General features: G+C 66.4%; 18 protein-coding genes and 1 tRNA gene. 14 read left to right on the top strand and 5 right to left on the bottom strand.

Going from position 1 to position 15,270, the window contains the following annotated elements:
- Positions 1-171: 171 nt before the first annotated feature.
- From Q0964_RS13950 to Q0964_RS13935, 4 genes are read left to right on the top strand one after another with little or no spacing between them, the layout of a single operon-like run.
- A complete protein-coding gene (locus tag Q0964_RS13950) occupies positions 172-654 on the top strand; it encodes a hypothetical protein (RefSeq protein WP_299268728.1) in 483 nt (160 codons plus the stop codon).
- Entirely contained in the window at positions 651-2,516 is a 1,866-nt protein-coding gene (locus Q0964_RS13945) for a hypothetical protein (protein ID WP_299268726.1), read from the top strand. The genes Q0964_RS13950 and Q0964_RS13945 overlap by 4 nt, the downstream gene beginning before the upstream one ends.
- A 38-nt stretch (positions 2,517-2,554) precedes the next feature.
- The gene (gene hpt, locus Q0964_RS13940; RefSeq protein WP_299268725.1) at positions 2,555-3,124 is read left to right on the top strand and encodes a hypoxanthine/guanine phosphoribosyltransferase; all 570 of its coding nucleotides are present in this window, start codon (positions 2,555-2,557) and stop codon (positions 3,122-3,124) included.
- 4 nt (positions 3,125-3,128) lie between these two features.
- Positions 3,129-3,560, top strand: coding sequence for a DUF7979 domain-containing protein (locus tag Q0964_RS13935; protein ID WP_299268723.1), 432 nt, complete (start codon positions 3,129-3,131; stop codon positions 3,558-3,560).
- 418 nt (positions 3,561-3,978) lie between these two features.
- Here Q0964_RS13935 and Q0964_RS13930 read toward each other — a convergent pair.
- From Q0964_RS13930 to Q0964_RS13920, 3 genes are all read right to left on the bottom strand, one after another.
- Positions 3,979-4,053: transfer RNA gene (locus Q0964_RS13930), tRNA-Met, on the bottom strand.
- 69 nt (positions 4,054-4,122) lie between these two features.
- On the bottom strand, positions 4,123-4,581 hold the full coding sequence (locus Q0964_RS13925; protein WP_299268721.1) for a GtrA family protein: 459 nt from the start codon (positions 4,579-4,581) through the stop codon (positions 4,123-4,125).
- Positions 4,578-5,342: a glycosyltransferase gene (locus Q0964_RS13920; protein ID WP_299268719.1), complete on the bottom strand. Its 765-nt coding sequence runs from the start codon at positions 5,340-5,342 to the stop codon at positions 4,578-4,580. The genes Q0964_RS13925 and Q0964_RS13920 overlap by 4 nt, the downstream gene beginning before the upstream one ends.
- 93 nt (positions 5,343-5,435) lie before the next feature.
- On the opposite strand from Q0964_RS13920, the gene Q0964_RS13915 reads away from it, so the two are divergent.
- Complete coding sequence (locus Q0964_RS13915; RefSeq protein WP_299268717.1) at positions 5,436-7,940, top strand: DUF2298 domain-containing protein; 2,505 nt, start codon at positions 5,436-5,438, stop codon at positions 7,938-7,940.
- Here Q0964_RS13915 and Q0964_RS13910 read toward each other — a convergent pair whose 3' ends face one another.
- Positions 7,941-8,195: an HAH_0734 family protein gene (locus Q0964_RS13910; protein ID WP_299268715.1), complete on the bottom strand. Its 255-nt coding sequence runs from the start codon at positions 8,193-8,195 to the stop codon at positions 7,941-7,943.
- Between the two features lie 194 nt (positions 8,196-8,389).
- Between Q0964_RS13910 and Q0964_RS13905 the strand changes: the two genes are divergently transcribed.
- From Q0964_RS13905 to Q0964_RS13875, 7 genes are all read left to right on the top strand, one after another.
- Positions 8,390-8,674: a 50S ribosomal protein L44e gene (locus Q0964_RS13905; protein WP_299268713.1), complete on the top strand. Its 285-nt coding sequence runs from the start codon at positions 8,390-8,392 to the stop codon at positions 8,672-8,674.
- 2 nt (positions 8,675-8,676) lie between these two features.
- A complete protein-coding gene (locus Q0964_RS13900) occupies positions 8,677-8,850 on the top strand; it encodes a 30S ribosomal protein S27e (protein WP_299268711.1) in 174 nt (57 codons plus the stop codon).
- Positions 8,851-9,651, top strand: a complete 801-nt coding sequence (locus Q0964_RS13895) for a translation initiation factor IF-2 subunit alpha (protein WP_299268710.1) — start codon at positions 8,851-8,853, stop codon at positions 9,649-9,651.
- Positions 9,652-9,679: 28 nt separating this feature from the next.
- Entirely contained in the window at positions 9,680-9,862 is a 183-nt protein-coding gene (locus Q0964_RS13890; RefSeq protein ID WP_299268708.1) for an RNA-protein complex protein Nop10, read from the top strand.
- A gap of 5 nt (positions 9,863-9,867) precedes the next feature.
- Positions 9,868-10,626: a proteasome assembly chaperone family protein gene (locus tag Q0964_RS13885; RefSeq protein ID WP_299268706.1), complete on the top strand. Its 759-nt coding sequence runs from the start codon at positions 9,868-9,870 to the stop codon at positions 10,624-10,626.
- Positions 10,627-10,722: 96 nt separating this feature from the next.
- Positions 10,723-11,301, top strand: a complete 579-nt coding sequence (locus Q0964_RS13880; RefSeq protein WP_299268704.1) for a J domain-containing protein — start codon at positions 10,723-10,725, stop codon at positions 11,299-11,301.
- Between the two features lie 36 nt (positions 11,302-11,337).
- Positions 11,338-12,036 (top strand): metallophosphoesterase, encoded by a 699-nt coding sequence (locus Q0964_RS13875; protein ID WP_299268702.1) that lies wholly within the window; start codon positions 11,338-11,340, stop codon positions 12,034-12,036.
- Here the strand turns inward: Q0964_RS13875 and Q0964_RS13870 are convergent.
- Positions 12,028-13,281, bottom strand: coding sequence for an NAD(P)/FAD-dependent oxidoreductase (locus Q0964_RS13870; protein ID WP_299268700.1), 1,254 nt, complete (start codon positions 13,279-13,281; stop codon positions 12,028-12,030). The two genes, Q0964_RS13875 and Q0964_RS13870, sit on opposite strands and share 9 nt — an antisense overlap.
- Positions 13,282-13,570: 289 nt before the next feature.
- On the opposite strand from Q0964_RS13870, the gene Q0964_RS13865 reads away from it, so the two are divergent.
- Both Q0964_RS13865 and Q0964_RS13860 read left to right on the top strand, forming a co-directional pair.
- Complete coding sequence (locus Q0964_RS13865) at positions 13,571-14,761, top strand: threonine synthase (protein ID WP_299268698.1); 1,191 nt, start codon at positions 13,571-13,573, stop codon at positions 14,759-14,761.
- 3 nt (positions 14,762-14,764) lie between these two features.
- Positions 14,765-15,270: LysE family translocator (locus Q0964_RS13860; RefSeq protein ID WP_299268696.1), on the top strand; the 506-nt coding region annotated here is incomplete at its 3' end.

Raw genomic sequence — 15,270 nt, 5'->3', positions numbered from 1 at the left:
CTCGTCTGGGAACCTGAGGAAGGCGACACCTCCGCCACCCTCTCCGAGCAGACCGGCCCCGACGCATAACCGACCACGCACTTTTGACTTTCTTCACACCGGTCAGCGACAGCTATCGGCGAGGCACACCCGCGGCAGGTTTATCAGGCCGTTACACCAGTCACAGCATAGATGGATTTCGGTTCGTACGTGCCTTACCTCGCGGCCGCGATAATTCTCGTCGGGACGCTGGCGTCGGGTCCGCTGCCCCTGGCCGACCAGCCCACCGATCGGACCAACGAAATCGGGACGGGTTCGGTCACTGTCGGTGAGATTCGACTGCCCGCGACGGCGACCCTCCGGCAGGGGCAGTTCGGCGAAGACAGTTACTACCTCCAGGTCCCGGCGGCGTCAGTTCGCTTCGAAGGGGTCGAAGGTCGGCCAGTCTTGACCTACAAACTGGAGATTCTGGACCTCGGATACAGCCGCGAGTCGGCGTTTTTCCTGGGTCCGGACACCAGCGAGCGGACGCAGATTTCGATGGAGCGTGACGAACTCGCCCCGGGAACGGTGCAAAACGATTCGTACGCGGGCGTGCTGCGCGTTATCGAGCGGGCCGGCGAGGAATCGCGGGTCGTCGCGGAGCGGAACGTTACCGTGCAGGTGCGCCGATGAGCACGTTCGACTCGGAGGTCACGGCGCGTCTCGCCGCACGGACCAAGCGCCTCCGCACGGGAGTATGGCGGTTGCTGTTCGGCGACCGACGCGGTCTCGCGCTCTTTCTCTGTGGGCTCTGTTTTTTCGGCCTCTACTGGCGGATGGGAATCTACATCACCGACGGCAGCGCCATCGCGAACACGCTCGTCAACGTGGCCGAGGGGCGGGTCGTCCTGACCGAGGTCCCCTACGGAAGCGGGCTGGAAGCGCCCGGGACCTACGTCGGGGACCGGGGACCGGTCGGCCGGAACTACGGAATCGTCGCCCTGGCGGTGCCGGTTCTCTACGCCCTGCAGGGACTGGGGGCGGTCTTGGACCTCGGCGTCGTGTTGATCGGCCTCTGGTCGCTGGCGCTCGTCGGGGCCGTGACGACTGTCGGCCGTCTCGTCGAACGAGGGTGGGTGATCGTCGGCGGGTGTGCACTCGCAGTGGTGGCGTTCGTCGCGAACGTCGCACTGGCGACGCCGGTCGCGCCGGCGCTGTATCCCGTCCTCGCACTCCAGATCGTTGGCATGCTCGCCGCCGCGCTCTCGGGCGTGTTCTGTTACCGGCTGGTCGCGTGTCTGCACGGCCAGCGAGTCGGCATCGCCGCCGGCACAGCGGTGATAGTGGCCACGCCGATTGCGTTCTGGGCGGCGCTGTTGAAGCGCCACTCGTTCACGGTGCTCTGCGTCGCGGCGGCGCTGTGCGCGCTCGCCCGGAGTCGCACCGCGAGTGAGGCAGTCGAGACACGCCGGGTCCGCGCGTTAGCGTACGTCCCGGTTGCGCTGCTGGCGTGGATTCACGCCGCAGAGGCACTCCTGCTGTTCGTCCCGCTCGTCGTTGTCGATTTCGTGACGGCCGAGCGAAACGACCGACGGACGCTCGCTGTGATCGGGGGCACGTTCGTCATCTCACTCGTTCCGTTTTTTCTCACGAACCTGCTGGTCTCGGGGACCCCGGTCGAACCGCCGCGGATGCTGCCGTCCTACGGCGCGGCCGAGGGGCTCGACCTGAACGGTGGTGGTGGCAGCGGCAGCCTCATCAGCTCACTCCCGCTCGTGGGTGGACTGCTCCGAATCGCCAGCAGATTCGTCTCGCTGCTCGGTGAGGGGGCCGTCGTCGCACTCACCGAACCGGAGCGCTCGTTCCAGACGTTCCTCCGCGGGGGCTATATCCCCGCAGTCGCATCAGAGGACGGGTTTCAGGCCATTCGGCTGACGGTACTGGAGTCGGCACCGCTGCTGGCCGGCCTCGCCGCCGCCCCCGTCGCGGCCGGCCTGTGGCTTCGCCGCCAGGGTCGCGCCGCGCTCGGTTCGTACCTCCGGTCGCCGGCCGGCGTCGTCGACGCCGTCGCACTCGCGTCGGGACTGCTCTTCGTGTTTCTCTTTCTCCCGCGACTCCCGCTGCACGCACAGGTAACTGTTCGATACCTTCACCCGCTGTTCCTGCTCGGCGTCTACGGCCTCGCCAGGCTACCCGCTGTCCGGTCGGCCGTAACCGCATACGAGTGGACGGCCGGGTCGGCGTACGGCGGTACCCTCCTCGTCGGCGGTCAACTCGTCGTGATTGCCCTGACCGCTGTCGACACTGGTCTCGGCGAGGCAGTCCAGTTCCACGCACTGCTCGCGCTGGCGACGGCGACCGTTCTCGCGGCCTGGACGACGGCGCGCGCTCTCTCGGATATCGTTCCCGAGCGTGCGGGTGCTGTCCTTCTCGGCATCACCGCCGGCGTCGGAACGATCTTCGTCCTCTTATCGGGGATCGAATACTTCGCCTACGCTGGTGAGTTCGCGCTCCCGGTCGTCAGGCGGCTCTCTGCGGCGTTACCGCTCGCATGACGGGTATCTTTTACTCGTCGGGGGCAAACTCACGCGATATGGACCGGCTACAGGAGTCGCTTCGTGACGCCCCGATTATCGAGAAGAACGGCTACCACTACTTCGTGCACCCGATTAGCGACGGTGTTCCGATGCTCAAGCCCGAACTGCTCCGAGAGATTGGTATCAGAATTATCCGTAAGGCCGAACTCAAAGACGTGGACAAGATCGTCACCCCCGCAGCCATGGGCATCCACATCTCTACGGCCGTCTCCCTGATGACCGACATCCCGCTGGTCGTCGTCCGCAAACGCCAGTACGGCCTCGACGGCGAGGTTTCGCTCTCGCAGGTCACCGGGTACTCCGAGAGCGAGATGTACGTCAACGACGTGTACGACGGCGACCGTGTCATCCTGCTCGACGACGTGCTCTCGACCGGCGGCACCGTCGAAGCCCTCACCGGCGCACTCGAAGAGATCGGCGCCCACGTGGTCGACGCAGTCGCCGTAATCAAGAAAGTCGGCGGCGAAAACAAGATCGAAGGCTCCGATTACGACGTGAAGACGCTGATCAACGTCGAGGTGGTCGACGGCGAGGTCGCCGTCGTCGACGAGTACGGCGACGGCTGACGCGATGCGCCGCGTGCTCGCGTTCACTGCCCTGTTCGTCCTCGGCCTCACCGGCGCCGGCTACGTTATCGGGACCGCCCCGGAGCAGGCCGCCGGCCCACAGGCGCTCGAACTTACCGCCGTCGATGCGCCCGACGACGTCACGGTCCGGGCCGTCGAGAATCTCTCGGACAGCGAGCGACAGGTCGTCAGCGACGCCGTCGATTCGAACGGGTCTACCCGGATCGACCCCGAACAGCGTCCGAACGCGAGTTACGTCCGCTACGAGCGTTCGGTTTATCGCCTCCGGGTCGTCGTCGGCGACCCTGACGAGGGGACAGCTCTCGCCCATCTCGTCGCTGTCGGCGCAGGCGGACTCTCGGCTGTCCTCGGCGCGCTCGGACTCGTCGGCGCGCTGTTCCAGGCGTGGCAACGGGACCGGGATACTGTCGAGTAACGACTGGAGATTCGGGACGACTACCGGTGTTGTTCGACTCACCACTCCGGGGTCGGCCGAAGCGGCGGCAGCGTGTGCCCGATTTGCCTCATTCTCGACGCCACTGCCAGAACACGGCGTGGGTCGGAAAACGGCCTGTCCGTTCCGCTCCACTGCCTGGTTCGAATCGCACTGATACTACCTGCTGTTCGCGTGTTGTTCGGGACAAAATCGTATCGAGAGGGTCGGACCACGCGAGGCGCTCGTGGCTCACGGTTTCGTTCGGCGCGAAAATAGCAGGCGGTAGATTTGAACCGGAGCCAGACGTGCTCACTTCGTTGTGCGCGACTAGCAGGGTTCAAATCCACATGACCTACTTCGACGCTCACGGTCGCGAGTACCACTATGCGATGCTCGCGGGTTTGTTCGCGTCGAGAAGTAGCGGGAGGTAGATTTGAACTACCGGTCTGCGGGTTATGAGCCCGCCGGAATCTCCTGGCTATCCCATCCCGCTATAAAACTATAGCTTCGACCATCAATTAAGGGTTGTGATTCCAATGCCGTCGGTCAGTTTCTCCCGTCATCACTCGGCGTGAACACGCCACGTGAACAGGCTCTCGAACGCGTAGTTGATTAGCATGGCGACACCGACCGCGAGCCACTTCGAGAACAGATACCATCGGTCGCTGCCAAACAATGTCACCGACACACCGGCGTAGGTCAACAGCCCAAAGAAGATGACGTACTGCACCGACGAACCGACCGACCGAACGGCGTGGGACTTCACTAACCGGCGGAACAGTTCTTCCGGTGCGCCGACGCCCGCGAACGTCCAGCGCTCGTTAACCACGAACATCACGAGAATCGCCACTTCGATGCTCAGCAGGCCCGCCAGCCACGGCTCGACACCCAGCAGTTCCGTCAGCGTCACCAGCGTGATCGTGTCGGCGGTCAGACCCACGACACCGACGGAGACGAACTGGCCGAACCGGACGCCGGACAACAGCGAGTTCAGTTGGCTAGGGAGTTCCCGATCGGTCATCCTCTATCGATCAGCGCCTCCTCGTCGGTACGGTGGTCCGCGATGGCGGCGTGTAGCCGACTGTCCCGCACCTGCTGGACGCGGTGACGGGCGGTGAGAAGCGCCGTGGCCATCCTGACCGAGGTTCGGATCGGCTCGACGGTCGAGCCGGGCTGGTCTTCCCAGGTGATCGGGACCTCCGCGATTCGCAGGTCGAACGCGGCCGCCATCGCCACGAGTTCGATGTCCCAGGCGAACCCGGCCTCGTAGAGGTGCGCCCGGATCCGCTCCCAGCCATCGCGAGTCAGCGCCTTGGCGCCACACTGGTAGTCGTGGAGTGTCGCGTCGAGCAATCGACGGGCGAACCACACGAAGCACTCGCCGAGCCACCGGCGAGCGGTCGTCTGGTGGTCCGACACTGTGGCGTCGGGATGGCGTCGGGAACCGACCGAGAGGTCGACTTCGTCCGTGAGAACGGGCTCGAAGACGGCGGCCGCCGAGTCCGGTGTCGTGCTCCCGTCGGCGTCGAGGAAGGCCAGCACGTCGGTCGACAGCGACTCGAAGCCGGCGGTGACGGCCGCCCCCTTCCCGCGACGGTAGGGGACGATACCGAGCGAGGCCGGAAGGGTGGCGAGGCGCTCGACCACCCCCTCGTCTGGGGCGTCGAGTTCGACGCGGATTGTCGCCGGGTCGAGTTGTCGGTCGATGGCCTCGACATAGGCCGATAGTCGCTCCACGTCCGGGTGGTACGCGGGGACGACGACACCCAGAGACCGACTCATTGTCCGATAGTTTCGTGGGGCGAGTAAAAACGGTTCGTCTCGGTACGGTAGCGAACGGAAGAAGTATACGCACGGGCAAGTCTCCCACAGGTGATGGAGTTCCTGCTCGTCGCTCTGTGGTTGGGAGCTTTCCTGGCCCTGCTTCTGGCCGGGCTCCCGCTGGCCGACGCGCTGTTCGGTCGCCTCGCCGACCGGGGTGTCGGCGTGGCCCTCGTGTGCTCGTTCACCGTCGTCTGGCTCGTGGCCTACTGGGTCGGCCGTGTCTCGCTCGACGCCGCGCCGTTCGTCGCCGTCGCCGTCCTGGCCCTCCTCGCCGGTGGCCTCGTCGCCCGGCGGGGCGTCGAAGTTGACCGCCGTGTCGTCGCCGAAACCGTCGGCGTGTTCGGCCTCGCTTTCCTCTTTCTCGTCGCAGTTCGGGCCGTCGACCCCGCGGTCCACCCACCAGGGGGTGAGAAGTTCCTCGATTTCGGCCTACTTCAGTCTCTCCTGCGTGCCCCGACACTTCCGCCGGAGGATATGTGGTTCGCCGGCGAGCCGGTGAGCTACTACTACGGCGGCCACCTGCTGGCCTCGCTACTGGCGCGACTGACCGCGACGGACGCCCGCTTCGCGTACAATCTCGCGCTGGCGGGCTTTTTTGCGGCGTTCGTTACGGCGGCGTACGGCCTCGCGGGGTCGGTCGCGGCCAGCCGTGACAGCCCGCGGTGGCTCGGCGGCATTTTCGGCGCCTTCTTTGTCGGGGTCGCCAGCAACCTCACGACTCCGCTCCGGTTGGTCGTCGCCCTCGTCGACGGGGGTTCGGCCTACCTTGGCGAGCTGTCCGGGCCCGTCGGCCTCGTCGCGACTCCGTTCGAGGTGGTGCTAGCCGTCCTCGACGGACTGGTCGGCGTCCTGGTCGGGACGCTCGGCGTCGAGACGGACGGACTCGCGGCGGGCCTCAGCGAGTTCGACTACTGGGACGCCAGCCGCGTCATCGACGGGACAATCAACGAGTTCCCGCTGTTCGCCTGGCTCAACGGCGACCTGCACGCACACATGATGGGACCGCCGTTCCTCCTGCTGGCCGCGACTGTGCTCTTTACGTACTACCTGACGCCGGCAGTGGCGGTCCGGCAGCGGCGGGCGCTTCTTCTGGTCGCTCTCCCACCGCTCGCGGGCCTGCTGGCGGTCGTCAACACGTGGTCGTTTCCCACCATCGCCGGGCTGACGATGCTGACGGTGTGGTTCGCACCCGCCGAAGCTCGGACGTTGCTGCCCGGACCGGTGGCCGACTGGCTCGATACCGACGACTGGCGTCGCGACGAACTCCTGACGCTCTCGGTCGCTGCCGGGACCGGGGCCGCCGTCCTGCTCGGCGGCCTGCTCCTCTCTGTACCGTTCTGGCTGGTGGCGGCGAGCGGACGCGAACTCGCGCTGTTCCCACCCCGGAGCGGCCTCGGCGCGCTCGTGCTGACTCACGGCACGTTCCTCCTGGTGTTCGTCCCGTACCTGCTCCGGCACACGCTCCCCCGACTGCGGGACAGGCAGCGCACGGCCGGTATGCTCGCTCTCGTCGCCGTAATCGCCGTGCTGAGCCGTGCGACCGCAGTCGTGCTCTTGCTTCCACTGATTGGGGTCGGCTGGGCGCTGCTCCGGTGGCGCGACCTGCCCGGCGACGTCGGCGCGGGACTCGGGGACCGGCTTCGGCCCGTTCGGACGAACACGGCCACCGTGAGCGCAGACGGTGGCGACACGGGCGGGAGCGCTGGTGCAGGCGCAGAGGACACGACAGGTGAAAGAACGGCCGGTTCGGGCGGTCGTTCCCGTTCAGGACCGGGCTTCGAGACGGTGTTGCTCGTTGCCGGCGCGGGACTCGTCCTGTTGGTCGAGTTCGTCTACGTCAAAGAGCAGGCGGGGCCAGGGCGGATGAACACGGTGTTCAAGACCTACGCGCAGGTCTGGGCGCTGTGGGCGGTCGCGGCCGGCGCAGCACTGTCGCATCTGGTCTGGCAGCACCGACCGGGGCTCGGGTTCAGCGGCGGTCGCTGGCGATCCACTCTGCGGCTGTTCGCTGCCCTCCTGCTCGCCGGGACGGCGGTGTACGGCGGGCTGGCGCTGACGAGTCACTTCGCGAGCGATTCGGTGTACGCACAGACCGAGGACCCGACGCTCGACGCGACCGAGTTCGTCGGCCGGGTCCACCCGGACGAAGCGGCCGCCATCGGCTGGCTCGACGAGTTAGACGGACGGCCGACGATCACCACCGCACCGGGAAGTTACGTCTGGGACGGCGATCGAAACGGCGGCTCCAGCGCCCCGTCGAGTCTGACCGGAGTGCCGACGGTGCTTGGCTGGCACCACGAGATCGGTTATCGCGGCCAGGAGGCCTACGAGCGACGGGCCGCGGACCTACGGACCATCTACACCGGCGAGCAAGCGGAGAGTGCGGCCCTCCTCGACGAGTACGGCGTACGGTACGTCTACGTCGGGCCGGCAGAGCGAGCGACTTATGGGTCGTCTGCGTCGCTCACCGTCGGCGGGGTCGCGGGCGTGACAGTCGCAAAACAGTGGGACACGGTGACGATATATCGGGTGAACCGGTCGGCGCTGCCGGCCTGATCAGGCCGTCGATTCGACGACGCTGACGGCTTCGGCGTCTGCCGACAGTGTCTCCAGGTGGTTTGGGATGTATCGCCGATACTGGTAGTCCTCGCGTTCGTCCTCGGACCCGACAGTACACCAGAGCTGGACCCGTTCGGGACCGTGCCAGTCGCCCTGTCGGGCGATGGAGAAACAGACGTACTCCTCGCCGTCGTATTCGATGACGGCGTTTTTCCGGATACCGGGGTCCCCGTTGATAATGAGCTGTTTCATAACCGGCGATTGGCCCGAATCGCTGTTAAGCGCTTCGGTGCCGAGAACGGGGTCCAGCGCAGCGGACTGGGGTCGGCTGGCAGCCCAGTTGTGCCGTCGGATGGGCGCGACCAGCCCGTTGCCGGGGCGGCCGGATACGGAAACCAAACGGGTTTTAACGCACACTGTCTAACCACGGCACAAGGTAGATATCTATGGAGATGCCACGCCGATTTAATACGTACTGTCCGCACTGCAACGAGCATCACGAGGTAGAAGTCGAGAAGGTCCGCTCGGGTCGGTCCTCCGGCATGAAGAAGGTCAACGACCGCCAGCGCAGGCGTCGCGGCACCGGCATCGGGAACAAAGGGAAGTTCTCGAAGGTGCCCGGTGGGGACAAACCCACAAAAAAGACAGACCTGAAGTACCGCTGCTCGGAGTGTGGCAAGGCTCACCTCCGCGAGGGATGGCGTGCCGGTCGACTCGAGTTCCAGGAATAACAATGGCAGGAAATTTCTACAGCGTCGCGTGTCCGGACTGTGAGAACGAACAGATCGTCTTCGGCAAGGCCGCCACGGAGGTCGCCTGCGCAGTGTGTGGCCACCAGCTCGCCAGCCCGACCGGCGGCGAAGCGGCCATCGAAGGCGAAATCACCGAGACTGTCGAGGCGCGATAGATGAAATACAGTGGCTGGCCCGACCCCGGCGAGCTCGTCGTCGGCCGGATCGACGAAATCGAGGACTTCGGCGTGTTCGTCGACATGCTGGAGTACGAGGACAAGCGTGGGCTGTGTCATATCTCCGAGGTCGCCTCCGGCTGGATCAAGAACGTCCGCGACCACGTCAGCGAGGGGCAAACCGTCGTCGCCAAAGTGCTGGAAGTCGACGAGAGTTCCCAGCAGGTCGACCTCTCGATCAAAGACGTCAACGACCACCAGCGAAAGGAGAAGATTCAGGAGTGGAAAAACGAGCAGAAGGCCGACAACTGGATGGAACTGGCCTTCGGTGAGAAGTTAAACGACGAGACCTACGCCGCCGTCGCCAACGAGTTCCTCGCAGCGTTCGGCTCGATGTACGACGGTTTCGAGCAGGCGGCTATCCACGGCCAGGAAGCGCTCGAAGACACGGACATCTCCGAGGACGAAGTCGAGCGTATCGTCGAAACCGCACGCGAAAACGTCTCGGTGCCGTACGTCAACGTCACCGGCTACGTGGACCTGACGGTCCCGACGGCCGACGGCGTGGACGTCATCAAAGAAGCGCTGGAGGCCGCCGAGGGTAACGGAGAGATTCCCGAAGAGGTAGAACTCGAGGTCACCTACGTCGGCTCGCCGGAGTACCGCATCCGCGTTCGCGCGCCCGACTACAAGACCGCCGAATCCCACCTCGAAGAGAGTGCCGACCGCGCCAGCGCGGTGGTCTCCGACCACGGCGGCAACGGCCAGTACCACCGCGAGCGCAACACCGACCAGGAGTGACGAGCGTTCCCGCTACGCCGCTTCGTGCATGAAATCCGATATTCGCGTCTGCTCGGTCTGGAAGAACGCCCACGAGTCCCCGGTGTACACGTTGGCCGAAACCTGCCCGGAGTGCGGGGCCGAGGCCGTGAACAGCGCGCCAGCACCGTTCGATCCGACCGACAGGTACGGGGAATATCGACGCGCTATTAAGCGACGCAACCGCCAATAGCGGGTATGGACGAGTTCGAAATCGAGACGCTCGCGGACCCGAAACTCACGAACCCAGTGCTGGTGGAGGGACTGCCGGGCGTGGGCCACGTCGGAAAACTCACCGCCGAACATCTGCTCGAAGAGCTTGACGGTGAGGAAGTGCGCCGACTCTACTCCCAGCATTTCCCGCCGCAGGTCAGTATCGACGACGGCGAGTCGGAACTCGCAAGCGCCTCCTTCCACGCGGTCCACACCGAACAGGGACAGGACCTGCTCGTGTTGACTGGCGACCACCAGGCACAGGACAATCAGGGCCACTACCGGCTGACCGACCGGATTCTCGACGTCGCCGACGAGTTCGGGGTTCGGCGCGTGTTCGCACTGGGGGGCGTTCCGACGGGCGAACTCATCGAGGAGTACGACGTTCTTGGAGCGGCGACCGACGAGGCGTTCGTCGACGACCTCGAAGCAGCCGACGTGGAGTTTCGCGAGGACGAACCGGCCGGCGGCATCGTCGGCGTTTCGGGTCTGCTGCTCGGCCTGGGCGAACGCCGTGACTTCGAGGCGGCCTGCCTGATGGGCGAAACCAGCGGCTATCTCGTCGACCCGAAGAGCGCGCAGGCGGTCCTCACGGTGCTCGAGGATCTCGTTGGCTTCGAGGTCGACTTCGGCTCGCTCGAAGACCGGGCCGAGGAGATGGAGGAAGTCGTGCGCAAGATTCAGGAGATGGAGGGAAGTGCGGCGGCGGGGCCTGCCGACGAGGACCTGCGATACATCGGGTGAACCGCCTCGGCCTGCTCCGCCCGTAGACAGGAGGTCCGAGGGGTTCTTTACCTATCGCCACAAACCATACTTCTGAATCAAGGGGTGTTCGACGGCTTGCCACAGTGGCTTATCGACGGTGCGCTATTGGGAATCGTACTGAGCGGTGTGATCGCTGCCCTGTTCTACGTAGGGGTTACTCGCTATCCCGGCCGTGGTGCGGCCGACGGCCGCGAACCCAGCGGGGAGTCACACCGCCGCGACGAGATTCGCAGCTACCTCGACGCCATCGACGAACAGTACGCCGAGCGTCACTTCGTCGAGGGCCAGCACGTCGCCTTCTACCTGCCCAAACGCGACGTGGCGATCACGTTCGACGCCCGTGCGTACTACCGTATCGAGCGGTCGGAGACGGTCCCGGTCCTCGTCGAACACGAGTTGCCGGGCGTTGCCCTCGGTCCGCGACTGCCCTTCGAGACGCCGGAGATCAGTTTCGACGAGGACGCGGACGGGGAACTCGACCCGCGGGAGGCCGCCCACGCCGTCCTCGGACTGCCGATGGGGGCCGGCCTCGAGGATATCAAACGCGCGTACCGCGAGAAGGTCAAGGAGGTCCATCCGGACCACGGCGGCGACGAGGACGAGTTCAAGCGCGTCCGAGAGGCATACACCACGGCCAAACAACACGCCAGCTAGCGGCAGACATTTAGCTCACAGAACCCGACTGTGGGTGTGGACGTGAACTACCGGGACCGAGCCGCTCTGCTCGGCAGCACACTGGTCTGTGCGGACCTCCACGTCGGGAAGGCTGCGGCTGCAAACGTCTCGCTCCCCCTCGGTGAACGCGACCATCTGGTCGACCGCGTGACCACGCTCTGTGAACGACACGACCCGGAGACGGTCGTGTTCGCCGGCGACCTGTTGCACTCGTTCGATCAGGTCGCCACGGCCGCCGAGGAGACCGTCACCGCGCTGGGCCAGACAGTACGGGACGCGGGGGCACGGCCGGTCGTCACACCGGGCAATCACGACACGATGCTGGACGTGGTCTGGTCCGGGCCGACCGCGCACGAGTTCACGGTCGAGACCGACGCAGGCCGGGTCGTCGTCTGTCACGGCCACCACGAACCCGAAACCGAGGCGGACTTGTACGTCGTCGGCCACGACCACCCCACCATCACCGTCGAGGGTCGCAAGTGGCACTGTTATCTCTACGGTCACGAGAGCTACGACGGTGCCGACGTCCTCGTCCTCCCCGCGTTCTCCCACCTGATCGAGGGGGTCTCGATCAACCGCCGCTACGGCGGAACCGCGACGACGAACTCGCCGTTGATCGGCGACCTCGACCGGTTTCGCCCCGTCGTCTGGGACGACGAGGCCGAAACGGTCCGGGAGTTTCCCCCACTCGGGGAGTTTCGAGACCTACTGTAGTCGTTCGGCGGCGACGCGACCGCCCTCCAGTGCACCCTGAATCGCGGACCACTGCGTATACTCGCCTGCGAGAACGACGGGGCCGTCGGGCGCGTCGACCGCGGGCAAATCGGTGCGAAAGCCCGGCGGCTGGGTGAACTGGGCCACGTCGATTCGGTCGGTCCGGAGTAGTTCGAGGCCGTCGAACTGACGCGCGGGGTACCACTGGCCCAACGCTTCGCGAGCGCGGGCACAGAGCACGTCTACTCCGTCCTCGGGGTGGCCGAGCCAGGTCGCGCTCACCAGCGTCCGGTCGTCGGGGGCGTACTCCGGTGCGACCGCAGACAAGGGCGCGATCTGGTTGGGTTCCGCGTCGCGGGCGTTCAGAACGATCTTCTTCCCGGTCTCCAGTTCCACGTGGCCGGGAAGACCGTAGTACTGAGTCACACAGCCGCTGGTCTCTGTCGGGACCGTCGCGTCGGTCAACGCGGCTGCAGTCGGCGGGTCGGTGGCGACGACTGCTCCGTCGGCACCGAGCGTCTCGCCGTTCGTCTCGACGGTGACGCTGCCGTCGGTCGCGTCGAGGCTCTCGACCGTGGTTCCGAGTTCGATCTCCGCGCCGGCCGCCCGAGCGCGGTCGGCGAGTTGCTCGCTGATCGCCCCCATCCCGCGGGCGGGGACCACGGTCTTTCCCTCGGCGAGCATCTTGAACGTGTAGCGGAACACGCCGGCGTCGGTCGACAGCGAGCGATCCAGCGTAATCCCGCCGTAGAAGGGCGCGGCGAAGTTCTCGACGAACTGCCCCGAGAATCCTCGGGCGCGCAGATAGTCTCGCACGTCCTGCCGCTCGTCGGGGTCGAACAGCGTCTCGACGTCGGCGCGTTTCATCTCCTGCTGGAGTTTGAACAGTCGGAGTTTGTCGCCGAGCGTTACGTCGGTGTTGAACAGCGTGTCCGTGAGGTCGCCCGGACTGGAGAGCGGGTCGGCCAGCACGGACCGCCGGCCGGGGTTGGCGATGGCCGCGCCAGCCGAGAAGGCGCGGAGGTCGAGCGCGTCGTAATCCAACTCCCGCTTCGCTGCTGGGTACGCGGTAAAGAGGACCTGGAACCCGCGGTCGAAGACGAACCCGTCCTCGCGGACGGAGCGGACGCGCCCACCGACTTCCTCGCGCGCTTCGAGCACCGTCACGTCCCTGCCCGCGTCGGCGAGGTGTCGGGCCGCGACCAGCCCGGCCAGCCCTCCACCGACGACCACGACGTCTGTCATGTTCGAGGGAAAGAGTGGGACCCACAAAAGGCTCCTGTGGTCGGTCGGCGTCGAGGGGAACGATTGTTTCGCCCCCGTGACAGAACGCTCCGATGTGCCCTGAAACAGCCGCCGGGTCGGGAGAGGTGTAGCCAGACACCACTGCGCGCGTCGAACGCCGGACGGCGGCGATAAGGTGCCGTGGCCGACGACGGAACGGAACCCCTGTGCGACCGTGGCGGGGACGACGACGAGGCACGCTGACCGCCGAACGGACAGGGCTTAGTCCGTTGCGCCCTGACTCGCGGGCATGACCCGCAATCCGGCCGTTCGGGACCTCACCTGCCGAGCGTGTGGCGACTCGTTCGACCCCGCGGAGACGACCGGTCCGTGCCCGTCGTGCGACGGTCACCTGACCGTGACGTACGAACTGGACACGGTCGAGTTCACACCCACGACCGCGGCGGATCGACGGTACGATGGGATTGCCCGCTACGCCGAGTTGCTGCCCTTCACCGCCGAGACGCTGGTCACGATGGGCGAGGGCGCGACGCCGCTCGTCTCCTGTCCGGAGTTGGCCGAGGAGTGGGGTGTGGGCGACGTGTACGTCAAAGACGAGGGCCGCAATCCGACAGGGAGCATCGCGGACCGCGGGATGGCCGTCGCGGTGACTGCGGCTGTCGAAGCCGGCGCGACGGACGTAGCCCTGCCGACGACGGGCATCGAGGGGCAGGCCGCGGCCGCCTACGCCGCCCGCGCCGGACAGGAGTCGCACTCGTTCGTCCCCTCCCGGGCCACCTTCGACGCCAAGGCGATGATCAACGTCCACGGCGGCGATATGGAAGTCGTCGGCGGCCGCTACGGCGATGCCGTCGACAGCTTCCGTGAGTCCGTCGCCGAGGAGGGCTGGCACTCGCTGGCCCCCTTCGGGACGCCCTACCGCCGCGAGGGCCAGAAGACGCTGGCATACGAACTCGCAGAGCAACTCGACTGGGCGGCCCCGGACGCGGTGGTCTATCCCACCGGTGAGGGGGTCGGTCTCGTCGGCACCCACGCCGGCGCACAGGAACTGGCAGCTCTGGGCCTCGTGGCCGACACGCCGGCGATGTACGCCGCGCAGGCCGCCGGCTGTGCGCCAGTCGTCGACGCGTTCGAGGCCGGCGACGACGACACCGAGGTCTGGGAGACTCCCGACACGATCTGTGGCGGCATCGAGATTCCGGACCCGGCAGGCGGCGCCGACGTGCTGTCGGCCGTCCGGGAGAGCGGGGGCGGCGCCGTCGCCACCGAGGACCGTGACGCGCTAGAAGGGGCGGTCAGCATCGCCCAGTCCGAGGGCGTGGAGGTCGGTGCGTCCGCGGGCGTCGCGGCCAGCGGCGCAGCGGAACTGGCAGAGCAAGACGAGTTCGGGGCCGACGACACCGTCGTGCTGGTCAACACACTCCCCGGCGACGCGGAAGCGGACATCCTCCGGAACCACCTGGTGAGCAAGGGTATCTGAGACATGGCGGCCAGCCCCGTCGCGTCGCTCGGTGCCGGCGTTTTGTTCGGGTTGGCGCTGGCAGCCCCGCCCGGACCGATGAACGCCGTCATCGCCGAGGAAAGCGTCATTCGCGGCTGGCTAGCGGGCTTTACCGCCGGGCTCGGAGCAATGGCCGCTGACGCCTGCTTCTTCGCGCTTGCACTCGCCGGTGTCGTCACCGTCGTCCAGAGCGCGCCAACTCTGCGTGCAGCGATGATCCTCGCCGGCGGCGCGTTGATGATTTACTTCGCGGTCGGAGCGGCGACGAGCGCGCGCGAGGCACTGACCGTCGGCACTGGGGCCGGAGCGGACGCGGCAGCAGCGGGCGTCGGACGAGGGTTTCGGCGGGCGTTCGTGTTAGCGCTGACTAATCCGTATCAGATCGCGTTCTGGTTGACCGTCGGCGTCGGCCTGCTCGAACCCGGGACGGTCGACGTGCTGGAGAAGACCCCCTACGTCGGCACGGACCTGGCTGGGCTGGTCGTCGT

This window comes from Halorientalis sp., assembly GCF_028275115.1.
Classification (GTDB): domain Archaea; phylum Halobacteriota; class Halobacteria; order Halobacteriales; family Haloarculaceae; genus Halorientalis.
This window is presented reverse-complemented; position numbering and strand designations above follow the sequence as displayed.

Excerpts from the sequence above, each read along its gene's own strand:
- Q0964_RS13950 (WP_299268728.1), top strand. The coding sequence starts at position 172 with ATGGATTTCGGTTCGTACGTGCCTTACCTCGCGGCCGCGATAATTCTC.
- Q0964_RS13945 (WP_299268726.1), top strand. The coding sequence starts at position 651 with ATGAGCACGTTCGACTCGGAGGTCACGGCGCGTCTCGCCGCACGGACC.
- hpt (WP_299268725.1), top strand. The coding sequence starts at position 2,555 with ATGGACCGGCTACAGGAGTCGCTTCGTGACGCCCCGATTATCGAGAAG.
- Q0964_RS13935 (WP_299268723.1), top strand. The coding sequence starts at position 3,129 with ATGCGCCGCGTGCTCGCGTTCACTGCCCTGTTCGTCCTCGGCCTCACC.
- Q0964_RS13925 (WP_299268721.1), bottom strand. The coding sequence starts at position 4,581 with ATGACCGATCGGGAACTCCCTAGCCAACTGAACTCGCTGTTGTCCGGC.
- Q0964_RS13920 (WP_299268719.1), bottom strand. The coding sequence starts at position 5,342 with ATGAGTCGGTCTCTGGGTGTCGTCGTCCCCGCGTACCACCCGGACGTG.
- Q0964_RS13915 (WP_299268717.1), top strand. The coding sequence starts at position 5,436 with ATGGAGTTCCTGCTCGTCGCTCTGTGGTTGGGAGCTTTCCTGGCCCTG.
- Q0964_RS13910 (WP_299268715.1), bottom strand. The coding sequence starts at position 8,195 with ATGAAACAGCTCATTATCAACGGGGACCCCGGTATCCGGAAAAACGCC.
- Q0964_RS13905 (WP_299268713.1), top strand. The coding sequence starts at position 8,390 with ATGGAGATGCCACGCCGATTTAATACGTACTGTCCGCACTGCAACGAG.
- Q0964_RS13900 (WP_299268711.1), top strand. The coding sequence starts at position 8,677 with ATGGCAGGAAATTTCTACAGCGTCGCGTGTCCGGACTGTGAGAACGAA.
- Q0964_RS13895 (WP_299268710.1), top strand. The coding sequence starts at position 8,851 with ATGAAATACAGTGGCTGGCCCGACCCCGGCGAGCTCGTCGTCGGCCGG.
- Q0964_RS13890 (WP_299268708.1), top strand. The coding sequence starts at position 9,680 with ATGAAATCCGATATTCGCGTCTGCTCGGTCTGGAAGAACGCCCACGAG.
- Q0964_RS13885 (WP_299268706.1), top strand. The coding sequence starts at position 9,868 with ATGGACGAGTTCGAAATCGAGACGCTCGCGGACCCGAAACTCACGAAC.
- Q0964_RS13870 (WP_299268700.1), bottom strand. The coding sequence starts at position 13,281 with ATGACAGACGTCGTGGTCGTCGGTGGAGGGCTGGCCGGGCTGGTCGCG.
- Q0964_RS13865 (WP_299268698.1), top strand. The coding sequence starts at position 13,571 with ATGACCCGCAATCCGGCCGTTCGGGACCTCACCTGCCGAGCGTGTGGC.